The sequence below is a fragment of the Nocardioides sp. SYSU D00065 genome (assembly GCF_017916425.1).
Taxonomy (GTDB): domain Bacteria; phylum Actinomycetota; class Actinomycetes; order Propionibacteriales; family Nocardioidaceae; genus Nocardioides.
This window is the reverse complement of the sequence record NZ_JAFMSX010000001.1, coordinates 960,961-974,564: the sequence shown is the minus strand read 5'-3', so window position 1 is coordinate 974,564 and position 13,604 is coordinate 960,961. Positions and strand designations below refer to the sequence as shown.

Annotated in this window: 5 protein-coding genes; all 5 read left to right on the top strand. The window is 73.5% G+C overall.

Annotated features, from left to right (window positions below; all coding sequences use genetic code 11):
• The first annotated feature begins 749 nt into the window (after positions 1-749).
• On the top strand, positions 750-1,439 hold the full coding sequence (locus J3P41_RS04705) for a GAF and ANTAR domain-containing protein (protein ID WP_210649047.1): 690 nt from the start codon (positions 750-752) through the stop codon (positions 1,437-1,439).
• 253 nt (positions 1,440-1,692) lie between these two features.
• A complete protein-coding gene (locus J3P41_RS04700) occupies positions 1,693-2,394 on the top strand; it encodes a hypothetical protein (protein WP_210649046.1) in 702 nt (233 codons plus the stop codon).
• A gap of 176 nt (positions 2,395-2,570) precedes the next feature.
• On the top strand, positions 2,571-5,093 hold the full coding sequence (locus J3P41_RS04695) for an InlB B-repeat-containing protein (RefSeq protein WP_210649045.1): 2,523 nt from the start codon (positions 2,571-2,573) through the stop codon (positions 5,091-5,093).
• A gap of 92 nt (positions 5,094-5,185) precedes the next feature.
• On the top strand, positions 5,186-12,745 hold the full coding sequence (locus tag J3P41_RS04690; RefSeq protein ID WP_210649044.1) for a metallophosphoesterase: 7,560 nt from the start codon (positions 5,186-5,188) through the stop codon (positions 12,743-12,745).
• Positions 12,742-13,551 carry a cobalt transporter gene (locus tag J3P41_RS04685; protein ID WP_210649043.1) on the top strand — a complete coding sequence of 270 codons (810 nt, stop codon included), beginning with the start codon at positions 12,742-12,744 and terminating at the stop codon, positions 13,549-13,551. Before J3P41_RS04690 ends, J3P41_RS04685 begins: the two co-directional genes overlap by 4 nt.
• Positions 13,552-13,604 lie beyond the last annotated feature (53 nt).

Here is a 13,604-nt window from a genome sequence, read left to right as displayed (position 1 = left end):
CCCGTCTTCTCCTTGACGAGCCGGCCGGCGTAGACGAGGCCGTGTCGTCGGCGACGCGCGAGCGCAGGCTGACGGCTGCACCGACGGCACCCCTCGTCAAGGCCGGGGGCGTCTGGGACCCCCCAACTCAGGCGCTTCCGGCCGCTCTGGCGCTCGTCGCCTAGCGGTGGCTGAGCCACATGTGCGTCGGCGTGGTTGTGGCTGGCTCACCGCCGAGCGTGCGCGCGGCCGGTGTACGGCGGGTGGCGGTGGCTGAGCCACATGTGCGGCCGCGTGGTTGTGGCTGGCTCACCGCTGGGGGTGCTCGCCGGCCGGTGTACGTCGTCTAGCGGTGGCTGAGCCACATGTGCGGCCGCGTGGATGTGGCTGGCTCACCGCCGAGCGTGCGCGCGGCCGGTGTACGGCGGGTGGCGGTGGCTGAGCCACATGTGCGGCCGCGTGGTTGTGGCTGGCTCACCGCTGGGGGTGCGCGCCGCCGGCGTACGGCCGGTAGCGGTGGCTGAGCCACATCTGGGTCGGCGTGGTTGTGGCTGGCTCACCGCTGGGGGGTGCGCGCGGCCGGTGTACGGCGGGTGGCGGTGGCTGAGCCACATCTCGGTCCTCGTGGATGTGGCTGGCTCACCGCCGAGCGTGGTGCGAGCCAAGCCATCGTGTCGTCTAGACTGCCGCTGTATTTGCGTCCGCCTGGCCAAGGCGTGACTGAATTGTCACCAACTGCCGGAAGCCGGGGTCGCAGGATTGAGGTCGTCGTGAACGACACCAGGTTGATACACGAGTTCAGCCAGCTGGCGCAGGCCATCGCCTCCGCCACGGACGAGAACGCCCGGCTGCAGGTGGCGGTCGACGCGGCGGTGTCACTCGTGTCCCGGTGCGACCACGCCGGCATCACCATCAACGAGAAGCGCGGCCTGGTCACGCGGGCCAGTAGCGACGACGTCGTGAGGCGCGCCAACGAGCTGCAGCGCGAGCTCGGCGAAGGCCCGTGCCTCGACGTCAGGCGCGACCAGGAGACGCTCGTCAGCACCGACCTGACCCAAGAACGGCGGTGGCCCCGCTGGTCGCGCCAGGCCCACGACGAGCTCGGCGTGTGCACGATGATGTCGCTGCTCATCTACACCGACAAGCACTCCTACGGCGCGCTGAGCCTCTACGCACGTGAGGGGCACCGCTTCGATGCGGATGACCTGACGGTCGGGCAGGCCATCGCCAGGCACATGTCGGTGATCATGAGCGCCGGGCGCGAAATCGACCAGCTCGGCGCCGCCCTGCACAACCGCATCACGATCGGACAGGCCGAAGGCATCCTCATGGAGCGTCTGGACATCTCCGTCGACCAGGCCTTCGACTACCTGCGCCGCGCCTCGATGCACCTCAACCGCAAGGTCGTCGACGTCGCTGCCGACATCGCGAGCACGCGCAAGCTGCCCGACCTGAACTAGCGGTGCGCGCTCCTCGTACGCCGACGGGGTCCCGGCGTCGGCTCGGACCGTGCAAGCGGCCCGGGTGCCCGCTGGCTTGAGCACCCGGGCCTCGTCGTCAAGGCACCCATGGCTGCCTTGTGGACGTGGCCGGTCGGTACCCCGATGCCGGCGTCCGATTCGCAGCCGGGCGGTTCACCGGCGCGTGGCCGGGAGTTCGGCCCGCGGACACCGCCGTCGTGGACCCTGCACCGTCGACGATCGAGGAGCAGCAGTGGCAGACATGCGCGGGGCCGCGGCCGCGGCGGTCATCACCGCTGCCCTGGTGCTGGGCGCCGGTCCTGCTCAGGCGCACCCCTTCGGCGACCCGCAGACCGTCGAGGTGTCCGCGACCCCCGACGGCGTCCGCGTGGACTGGGCGGCCGCCCCCGATGACGTGACCGCGCTGGCGGCGTACGTCGGCGTGGTGGGCGGCAGCCACGTCGTGGTCTTCGAGGACGGGGAGTACGCCGAGGACCAGTCGTCGGTCGCGGCCGGCATCCGCCTCGCCGAGGAGCCGGAGGTCCTCGAGGCGTACCTGCTCGAGCACATCGCGGTCACCGTCGGCGGCGAGGACTGCGCCGGCTCGCTCGAGCCGGTCGACAACGTGCAGGACACCGGCGCCGGTCTGGCCTTCGACTGCGGCGGTCCCGTGTCGAGCGCCGACGTGACCGTCCGGATGCTCACCGACATCGACCCGGCCTACCGGACGCTGGCCACGAGCGAGGACGGTCAGCGCCGGGTCTACACCGCCGCCGACGACACGTTCACCTGGCGGCTGGGCAAGCCGCCGTCGGCCTCGGGGGAGCCGGCGCAGAGCGGCCCGGACGCCGCCGCGAGCGCCGTACGACAGCTCGGAGCGGTCGCGGCGGGCGCGGCACTGGTCGCGCTCGCGGCCGTCGTCGTCCGCCGGCGGCGAACGGCACGGTCCGGCTGAGCATCGACAGCCAGCCTTCGTGCGTCGTCCAGACCGCGGTCCGTCGCCGGTCACCGTCCGTTCACCTGTGCCGGAGAGCGTGACGCCGCCGTTGGGTCTATCGGGAAGTCGGCGGTACACACCTCCGCCATCCCCCGTTGTGAAGGACGTCCGTGCCCAGTCGAGGCCGCCTCGCCATGCCCGCTCCTGCGCCCGCTCCCGCCGTCTCCCCGCGCACGTCGGCGCGGCGAGCCCTGCTGCTCCTGCTGACCGGCACGGTCGCCCTGGTCGGGCTGCTGCCCGCCACGGCGCACGCCGCCTCCGTCGGTGACCTCGAGGGCGACGGCTCGCCGGCCGACCCGGTGCTGATCGCCGACGCGGCGGACCTCGACGCGGTGGCCGCCGCGGTGAACTCGGAACCGGCGACGTACGCGTCGCTGTCCTACCGGCTCGTCGCCGACATCGACTACGACGGCGCCACGTTCGCAGGCTTCACGACGTTCTCCGGCACCTTCGACGGCGACGGCCACGCGATCGAGGACATCGTCTACAGCAACGCGCGCAACTCGGTCGGCCTCTTCGCGGCGCTGACCCGGGCGACCGTGCGCGACCTCACGCTGACCGACGTCTCCGGCACCACCCGGGACGGCACCGGAAGCGCGGGCGTGGTTGCCACCACCGCCACCGACTCCGTCATCACCGGCACGAGCGTCGTCGACGCACGGGTCACGGTGGCCCCGGGAGGAGCGGTCAACACGCAGGCCGCGGGCCTCGTCGCCGGTTCCTTCGGAGCCACCCGGATCACCGACAACGTCGTGTGGGCCTCGACGGTCACCGGCCACAAGTACGCCGCCGGCCTGGTCGCCTACCCGCGCGCGGGCACCACCCTCGCGCGCAACCTGGTCGTCGACGTCGACGTCGTGGCCGACGCGGGCGGTGCCGGCTCCACCGCGGGCATGCTCATCGCCCAGCACCAGGCCACGCCCGGCTTCGACGTCTCCGCGAACGTCGTCGTGCGCGGCAGCGCGACCGGCCTCGCGCTCACCAAGGGCGCCGGGCCGGCTGCACTGACCGGCACCGCGCCCAACCTCGTCGACTCGAGCACCCGGCTCGGCAGCGGCACCGTCGCCGGCAACACCGGGACCGCGGCGACGCCCGAGGAGCTGGCCACCGAGGCGACGTACGTCGCAGCGGGCTGGGACCTCGCCGGTGCCTGGCGCTGGCTCGCGGGCGTGCGGCACCCGGCCCCCGCAGCGGCGGTGCCGCCCACCTACACGCTCGACTACGACCTCGCCGGCGGTTCGCTGGCGACGGCCAACCCCGCGTCGTACCGGCTCGGCGACGCTGCCGTCGAGGTCGCCGCCCCCGTCCGGGACGGCTACCTCTTCACGGGCTGGACCGGCACCGGCCTGTCGTCCCCGACGCTCGGCCTGCAGATCCCCGCCGGCGCGACCGGCGACCGGGCCTACACCGCCACCTGGACGGCGGCCGAGTACGTCGTGCGCTACGACCTGGCCGGCGGGTCCGTAGCGGGCGGCAACCCGGTCTCGTACACCGTCGAGTCGGACGCCTTCACCCTGACCAACCCGACCCGCCTCGGCTACACCTTCCTCGGGTGGAGCGGCACCGGTCTGAGCTCCCCGGCCATGACGGTGCGGGTCCCGACGGGCTCGCTCGGCGACCGGACCTACACCGCCACCTGGTCGTCCGCGACCGCCTATCCGGTGACGTACGACCTCGCCGGCGGCACGGGCGCGGCGAGCAACCCGTCGTCGATCACGATCGAGTCCGGTGCCGTCACGCTGGCCGACCCGACCCGCGAGGGCTACCGGTTCGCCGGCTGGACCGGCACCGGACTCGCCGGTCCGACGATCTCGGTGACCATCCCCGCGGGCGCGGTCGGCGCGCGCAGCTACTCCGCGACCTGGGTCGCGATCGACTACCCGATCACCTACGACGCGCAGGGCGGCACCCTGCCCGACGGCAACCGGGGCACCTACACGGTCGAGACGGGTGCGTTCACGCTGCTCGACCCGGTCCGCACGGGCTACCGGTTCGCCGGCTGGACCGGCACCGGCCTCACCGCCGCGACGACCGCGGTCACCGTGCCCGCCGGCGCCACCGGCGTGCGCTCCTACCGCGCCACGTGGACGCCCGTGCGCTACCCGCTGACGTACGACCTCGCGGGCGGCCAGGTGAGCAACCCGGGCGACTACCACGTCGAGTCCGGCCCGATCACGCTGGCCAACCCGACCCGCACCGGACACGAGTTCGCCGGCTGGGTGGGCACCGGGCTGGCCGGCCCGAGCACCCTCGTCACCATCGCCACCGGCTCGCTGGGCGCGCGCAGCTACGTCGCCACCTGGCGGGAGGTCGCCGCCCCGAGGACGGCCACGACCGTCGGGCTCTCGGTCGTCGACCGGGCCACGCAGCGCGTGCGCGTGCGGCTCTCGGGTGCCGGGGCAGCCAGGGCGACCGGCACGGTGACCGTGACCGCCACGGCGAAGGTCCGGACGGACCGCGGCACGCGGGTCCGCACGGTCACCAGGACGCGCACGGTGCGCGTGGACGGCGCGTCGACCACGCTGCGGCTGCGCGGGCTCCGGCCCGGGAGGTGGCGGCTCACCGCGTCCTACTCCGGCGACGCCGACCGCCTCGGTGCGACGTCGCGCGCGGTGAACCTCCGCGTCCCGAAGCCGGCCAAGGGCCCGAAGGGCTAGCCGCTACCGGCCCGGTGCCCCACCGGTCCCACCCGATCCACTCCGTCTCCCGCGCCCCCGAGCACCTCAGACCTGCCTCCAGGAGTCCCTCCGTGTCGTCCCGCCCCATGCAGTCGCGCAGGCTGCGCCAGCTCGTCCTCCCCGTGATCACCCTCGCCGTCGGCGTGCTCACGGTCATCCCGGCCACCGCCGGCTCCGCGAGCGCGGCGACCGTTCCCGGCCTGGAGGGCTCGGGCAGCACGGGGGACCCGCTGCTCATCGACTCGGCCGCCGACCTCGACGCGGCGACCGCCGCCATCAACAGCGAGCCCGCGACCTTTGCCTCGCTGTCCTACCGCCTCTCCGGCGACGTCGACTACGAAGGCGGCACCTACCCCGGCATCGCCGCCTTCTCCGGCACCTTCGACGGTGCCGGCCACACCATCAGCAACCTCGCCTACGCCAACACCGCCGACTCGGTCGGGTTCTTCCGCAGCCTGACCGGCGCGACGGTCACCGGCCTGACGCTGGCCAGCGTCCAGGCCTCCACGGCCACCGGTGACGGCACCGGCGGCCTCGTCGCGACCGTCGCCGCCGACTCTCGCGTCGTGGGCAACACGGTGCTCGACTCCTCGGTCCGCCTCGGCAGCGGCGGCGCGGTCAACACCCAGTCCGGCGGGCTCGTGGGCGGCAGCACCGGCACCACGACGGTCACCGACAACGTGCTCTGGAACGTCAGCGTGACGGGCCACAAGTACGCCGCCGGCCTCGTGGCCTACCCCCGCGCCGGCACCACGATCGCGCGCAACCTGCTCGTCGACGTGACCGTGCGCAGTGACGCTGGCGGCGCGGGCGCGACCGCGGGACTGATCCTGTCGCAGGGCGTGGGCGCCGCCTCCACCGGCGGGAACGTCGTGATCCGCGGCGCCGTGTCGAAGTCCGGCTCGGGCACCGCCGCCGTCGGGCCCGAGGGCATGACCGTCACCCGGCCCAACCTGGTGAGCACGGCGACCACCATCACCGCCGGTTCGGTGCCCGGAGCGGTCGCGACCCGCGGCACCCTCGCCCCCGCCACCGAGACCGACCTCCCCGACCTCACCGCGCAGCCGACCTACGAGGGCCTCGGCTGGGACTTCGCCGAGGGCACCGGCGCCTGGCGCTGGGAGCCCGCCGTCTCCCACCCCGCGCCGCGGCTGGCGGCGCTGCCGCCGCTCAAGCAGGCCGGCGTCCCGGGCGCGGGCACGTCCGCCGACCCGTTCCTCATCTCGTCGGTCCGCTCCTTCGAGGCGATGGCCGCGGCGGTCAACGCGGACCCCGCGACGTACGGCTCCGGCTCCTACCGGCTCACCGCCGACCTCGACTTCGACGCTCGCACCTTCCCCGGACTCGACACCTTCGCCGGCGACCTCGACGGCGCCGGCCACACCCTCACCGACATCGGCTACGGGCCGGGCTCCGGCGCGGGCGCCACCGACCTCGGGCTCGTGCGCGACCTGACCGGCCGGGTGCGCAACCTCGCGGTGGAGGGCATCAGCCTGCACCCGACCGCGACGACCGAGCACGTCGCGGGCGTCGCCGTACGCGCCCTGCCGGGCTCCTCGGTGTCCCTGGTCCGCGTCGAGTCCGACCTCGACGCTCCCGACGCCGACGTCGCCGGCGGCCTCGTCGCGGTGGCGGACGACGCCACCCTCCACGCCAACGTCGTGGACGTCACCGTGCGCGCAGCCGGCGCCGCCGGCGGCATCGCGGGCCGCGCGAGCGGCGGCACCGAGGTCGCCGAGAGCCTCGTCGACGCCGAGGTCTCGGCCCTGACCGCCGGCGGCGTCGTCGCGACCGTGTCCGGCGACGGCACCGTCGTACGCCGCAACGTCGTGCACGGTGGCTCGACCACCGGCACCAGCGCCGGACGCGTCCTCGGCAGCACGAGCGGCACCGGCGACTGGACCGTCGCCGACAACCTCGCCGAGCGCACGGTCACCGTCTCCGGCTCGACGGTCACCGGACCGGGCGAGCGCAACCAGCACGGCACCGACGTGACCGCGGAGCAGCTGCGGGTCCGCTCGACCTACCGCGACCTCGAGTGGAACTTCGTCGACACCTGGCGCTGGGACACCGCCGCGCTCGTGCCGGCCATCAAGTACGTCACCGCGGCCGAGCAGCCCAACCGGATCACCACGACCTTCCACGGCGACCCGACGACCCGGCGCGCCTTCACCTGGTATCAGGACCTCGACGCCGAGGACCCGGGCGTCCTGCTCAGCACCGACCCCACGTTCCCCGACAGCGCGACCACCCTCGTGCCCGCCACCGAGGAGGAGTCCGAGCACGGGGAGACCGTCTTCCGTGCCGTGGCGTCCGGGCTGACCCCCGGCGTGACCTACCACTACCGCGTCGGCGACGACCTGACCGGCCTGTGGAGCGACCTGGGGCACTTCCGGACTCCCACCGGCGAGGGCGACTTCAGCTTCATCGACCTGACCGACACCCAGGCCCGCGGGGCAGGGGAGGCGGCGGTCTCGGCCGCGACGATGGCCAAGGCGCTGCGCACCGTGCCCGACGCCGAGTTCATGGTGCACAACGGCGACGTCGTGCAGACCGGCGAGGAGGAGTCGGAATGGCAGGACCTGCTCGGCGCCGCGCAGGAGAGCCTGCTGGCCACGACGATCGCCCCCGTGGCCGGCAACCACGACCTCGCGAGGAACTCGTTCAGCGACCACTTCACCCTCGAGCGGCCCAACGGCCAGGACCCCAGCACCGGCGCCTACTACTCCTACGACTACAACGGCGCCCACTTCGTCATGCTCAACACCAACGAGGGCAACGACCGCACCCCGCTCAGCGTGGGTGACGTCGACTACGAGCCGATCTCGGACGCGCAGCTGGGGTGGGCGCGCCGCGACGTCGCCGCCGCCCGCGAGCGGGGCAGCGACTGGATCGTCCTCACCCTGCACAAGGGCCCCTACTCGGCCGCGGACCACCCCACCGAGCCCGACGCCGTCAGCCTGCGCGAGCGCCTCGTCCCGCTGATCGACGAGCTCGACATCGACCTCGTGCTGCAGGGCCACGACCACTTCTGGTCGCGCACGCAGGTGCTCCAGTCCGACCCCGCCGGCGTCGCCGGCGCCAAGGTCGTGCCGACCGAGGTGATCACCGAGGTCCGGGGTGGGGTCCACGTCGACTACAAGGTCGACCCCGACGGCACCGTCTTCGTCCTGCCCGGCACCGCCGGCACCAAGCACTACCCGCAGCTCACCGACCCCGCGGGCGCCTTCGACCTGGAGTCCTACTTCGGCCTGTTCGAGCGTCTCGGGGGCGGCCTGCGGTGGGGCAACGCGGGGGAGTCGTTCGTCGAGGTGCAGGTCACCGACGAGCGGCTCACCGTCAACCGCTACGAGATCGTCGGGCGGGGCGAGCCGACCTTCGCCGAGGGCTTCGGCATCGACCGCCAGGTCTCCTCCGTCGACGCCACCCTCGGCGAGCTGCCCGACGCCGCGTCGGTCACCCTCGACGACGAGCCGGCGATCGTGGCCGCGCGCCGGCTGGTGCGGGCCCTGACGAAGGCGCAGCGGGCGCACCTGTCGAACCTCGACCGGCTCCGGGCCGCCGAGGAGGCGCTCCGGGTGCTGCGCCGCACCGTGGCCGTCGACGGCTCCGAGGTCGCCTGGGCCGACCCGGCTGCGACGAGCCGTCAGCCCATCACGGTCCGCAACGACCAGCGCCGCGCACTGGAGGACGTGCCCGTCCGCCTCGCGATCACCGACACCCCGGACGTCGACGCCGCCACCCTCGCGATCACCACCTCGCGCAGCGTCCCGCTCTCCTTCGAGGTGGAGACCTGGCAGCCCGGCGGCACCTCGGTGGTCTGGGTCAAGCTCCCGGAGCTGGCCAAGGTCTCTCAGCAGATCGTGTGGGCGTACTTCGGCGGCACCGGTGCCGCCGACAACGACCCGGCCGACGTGTGGAGCGACGAGTTCGAGCTCGTCGAGCACTTCGCGGCCGACACCGAGGCGGGCGGCACGCGTCCCGACTCCAGCGGCACCACGACCGGCACGCTCGTGGGCGAGCCGCTTGCCGGTGAGGTCGCCGACGGCCGCGGTCTGCCCGGCGGCATGGTCAGCCGGTTCTCCGGCTCCCGCCTGCAGTACGGCGGCAACCTCGGCCGCTTCACCCGCGAGTTCACCGTGTCGGGGATCTACTCGCTCACCCAGGCCGACCTCGACGCCGTCGGCGGCGTCGAGACCGCGCTCCTCGGCAAGCGGGCGCCGGGTGCCGAGACCCCCACCTTGACCCTCGGCCCGGTGAAGGCCACCGGCCAGGCCCGCACCCGGACGCCGTTCGGCGGCGCGATCTCGGACGTGCCGGTCGACGGCGAGCCGCACCTGGTCACCATGACCTTCGACGGCATGACGTTCGCCGTCTTCGTCGACGGCGAGATCGTCCACGAGCAGATGGCCGAGGGGCGGCAGTTCCCCGACCAGCCGGGCGTGCTCACCGCGATCGGCGACACCGGCGTCGACCCCGAGCGCCCCGACACCCTCGTCGAGCCGTTCCACGGCGTCGCCGACGAGGTGTGGGTCGCCAGCACCGAGTTCATCCCCGAGTACGACGCCTTCCGCACCGACAACTACTTCGGCGACGCCGTCGTCCTGGGCGACCGCGAGCAGCGCACCGACGCCGGCCTGTCCCTGGCCCTCGGCAACCCGAGCGACGGCACCGCCGTCGAGGCGGGCACCGTCGACGTGTTCGGCAGCGTCACCCGCCGCTCACGGCTGGTGGCCACCATCGACGGCGAGGAGGTCTTCTCCCAGCAGGTGGACGCCGGCACCTTCACCGTGCCCGTGCCCGTGCTGAGTGCCGGCGACGACGTCCGCGTCGCGTTCACCGCGACCGCCGTCACGGACCCGTCGCGGTCCGCCGCGGCCGCGCTGACCCTCGATGTCACCGACACCACGGGCCCGGCCGAGCCCCGCGTGAGCGACGTACGTCCCGCGGGGCAGCCGCTGACGCTGAGCGTCCAGCCGCGCACGGACGTGGCCGAGAAGGTCGAGGCGCGCTTCTACGCCAATTCCAGCGTCGCCCTCGGGTCCGACAACGTCACGGTGCGGACCGGCTCGACCACGGACCGCGTGCCGTCCTCGCTCACGCCTGCCAGCGGCGTCGCGAGCGACGCGCTCACGCCCACCACCGTCGGCGACGACCGCAACCCCTACCAGATCTACCGCGTCCGGCTCACCCCCGAGCAGACCGCCGAGCCCGAGCAGCACTTCTCCTGGCGCGGCACCGGAGGCGACCGCACCGTGTCGGCGTGGGTCTGGGACACCACCACGTCGGCATGGGTGCTCAAGGACTCCGCGGCCGACCGCGACGGCGGTCAGCTCAACCTGGACGTCCGGACCACCAGCGCGGACCACGCCGTCGACGGCGACGGCGTGCTGACCGTGCTCGTGTGGCGCGGGCTCACCGAGCTGCCGTGGGGTGAGGACCGCGACTACGACAACACGGTGCCGTCCCCCGACGACTACGACTGGTCGTTCAACCACGTCGGCGACACGCAGCTCTACACCGAGGCGACGCCGTGGACGATGACCGAGCAGTTCGAGTACATCCGCGACCGAGCGGAGGAGCGCAAGACCGCGCTGGTGCTGCAGGCCGGCGACTGGGTCAACCGCGAGGAGTACGAGGACGAGTGGCAGTGGCGCAACGCCGAGCCGTCGGCCCGCATCCTCGAGGACGCGGACATCCCCTACATGATCTCGTGGGGCAACCACGACTACAACGAGACCCGCAACGGCCGCCAGATGCTCCAGAAGTACTTCCCCGCGGAGCGCTTCGCAGCCAGCCTCGAGGGCTCCCCGTGGTCGATGGGCGGCACCCACGACATCGACAACTACTACTACACCGGCGAGATCGACGGCGCGAAGCTGCTCTGGCTCGAGGTCGGCTTCTGGTCGGCCGAGAGCGACGACGACCCGGCCTTCGCGTGGGCGCAGGACGTCATCGAGTCCCACCCCGACCACACCGTCATCCTCGCCACGCACAACTACCTGGTCGCCTCCGGCGGCGGTGGCTACTCCAACCCGCGGATCAACACCCTGCTCGTCGACCCCTACCCCAACGTGAAGCTGGTGCTCACCGGCCACAACTCCGGCACGTTCGTCTCCTCGCGCACCAACAGCGGCGGCACCCGGGTCTACGGCATCCTCACCGACTACCAGACCCGCGCGTGGGGCGGCCACGGCTTCTTGAAGAACCTCAGCGTCGACGCCGAGAACGGCCTGATCTACGTCAACACCTACTCGCCGTGGCTGCAGACGACCACCTCCGACGGTCGCTGGAACAACCCGATCGAGGAGTCGTCGACGCCCGGCTTCCACGGCGACAACGCCGAGAACTACGTCCTCGAGCTCGACCTGGGCGGCACCCAGACCCGCACCCTCGCCGCTGACCGGGTGACCTTCTCCTCCGGGGTCCCCGAGCAGGTCGGCGAGCCCGTCGACCTCACCGGTGAGGACGTCGGCAGCGTGGACTTCAGCCCGGACCTGGGCGTGACCCACGAGTGGTACGCCGTCCTGACGGACCGCTCCGGCAACTCGGTCACGTCCGCGACGCGCACCGTGCGCCGGATGCAGGCCCACCCCATCGGCTACGACCTGGCCGGCGGCACGCTGCCGCCCGGCGCGGCGAACCCGGTCACGCACACCGCCGACGACGAGCCGCTCACGCTGGTCAACCCGACCCGCGCCGGCTACGAGTTCGCCGGCTGGACCGGGACCGGCCTGGCCGGCCCCACGGTGGACGTGACGATCCCGACCGGCTCGGCCGAGGCCCGCAGCTACGTCGCCACCTGGCGCCGGGTGGACTACCCGCTGTCCTACGACCTCGCCGGCGGTGTCCTGCCGAGCCTCAACCCGTCGAGCTACCACGTCGAGTCCGGGCCGACGAGGCTCGTCGACCCGATCCGCGGCGGTCACGAGTTCGTCGGCTGGCTCGGCACCGACCTCGACCGGCCGACGACCGCCCTGACGATCCCGGCCGGCTCCACCGGTGCGCGCTCGTACGTCGCCGTGTGGTCCCCGCTGGCGCCGGCGGCGGAGGACTCGACCGTGCAGATCGAGCCGGTCCCGGCCGGCACCTACGGGCAAGGCACGCCCGTCGCCGTACGCGTCACGGGCGTCGGCGGCGGCGCGGCGAGCGGCGAGGTCGTGCTCAGCGGCGTCGGGCAGCCCGTCGTCGCACAGCTCGCCGGGGGCCGAGCGGTCCTGGTCGTACCCCCGAGCACCGGCGCGGGGAGCCACGTCGTCAGCGTCACCTACACCGGCTCCGCCACGCTGCGCCCCTCCGTGAGCAGCGCGCGGCTGGTGCGGGCGAAGGCGTCCGGTCCGAGGCTCGGTCTGAGCAGGGTGCGGGCGCGGGGGCGCACGGGGCGGGCGGTCGTGAGCGTCGCGTACGCCGACGGCGTCCCGGCGCCGAGTGGTGTGCTGCGGCTCGTGGCGACCCGGACCAGCGACGGTGCCACCCGCACCCGAGCGCTCACCCTGCGCGAGGGCCGGACCCGGGCGAAGCTCCCGGCGCGGATGGGACGGGGCCGCTGGAAGGTCACCGTGACCTGGGCCGGCAGCGCGGACCTCGAGGCGTCGCGCTCGCGGACCATGACCGTGCGGGTGCGCCGATGACGCTCGACCTGCTCGGCGCCTCGGCGCTGGCCGACCGCCTCGTGGCGGCGGTCGGGTCGGACTCCTTCACGCCGGTCGCCCTCCTGGTCGCGGTCGCGGCCGGGGCGGCGCACGGCGTCGGACCCGGTCACGGCAAGAGCCTCGCCGCGGCCTACCTGGTCGGGTCCGACGGCCGCGTGCGCGACGCCGCCTGGCTCGGTGGCTCGGTCGCGGTGATGCACACGTTCTCGGTGCTCGTGCTGGCCCTCGCGTGGACCTTCCTCGACCTCTCCGACATGGTCAGCCTGGGGCGCCTCACCAGCGGCCTCGAGGTCGTGGCGGGACTGCTCGTCCTCGGGCTCGGCCTGTGGCTCGTACGACGCCGGCTGGGCGCGCACGGCCACGGGCACTTCCACGGGCACGGGCACTCCCACGGGCACTCCCACGGGCACTCCCACGGGCACGGTCACGCCCACGACCACGTCCATGCCCTGCGGGTGAGCCGGCCCAGCCTCGCCCTGCTCGGCGCGTCCGGCGGCCTGACACCGTCGCCGGCGGCGTTCCTGGTCCTGGTCACGGGCCTGTTCAGCGGTCGCTCCGCGCTGGCGCTGCTGCTCGTCGTCGCCTTCGGGCTCGGCCTGGCCTCCGTGCTGTTCGCGACGGGCCTGCTGGCCCTGGCCGGCAAGTCCGTCGTGGTGCGCGTCGCCGGGCAGGGCCGGGTCGTCGCCCTTGCGGGCCGGGTCGGGCCGATCCTGGCCGCAGGCATGATCGCGGTCATCGGGTCCGCGATCACCCTGGTCGGGGTCTCGGGCCTGACCCAGGCCTGAGCGGCCCCGCGCCCGCAACCGGCGGGAGAATTACACGATTGATCTTCACTCAT

Excerpts from the sequence above, each read along its gene's own strand:
- J3P41_RS04695 (WP_210649045.1), top strand. The coding sequence starts at position 2,571 with ATGCCCGCTCCTGCGCCCGCTCCCGCCGTCTCCCCGCGCACGTCGGCG.
- J3P41_RS04685 (WP_210649043.1), top strand. The coding sequence starts at position 12,742 with ATGACGCTCGACCTGCTCGGCGCCTCGGCGCTGGCCGACCGCCTCGTG.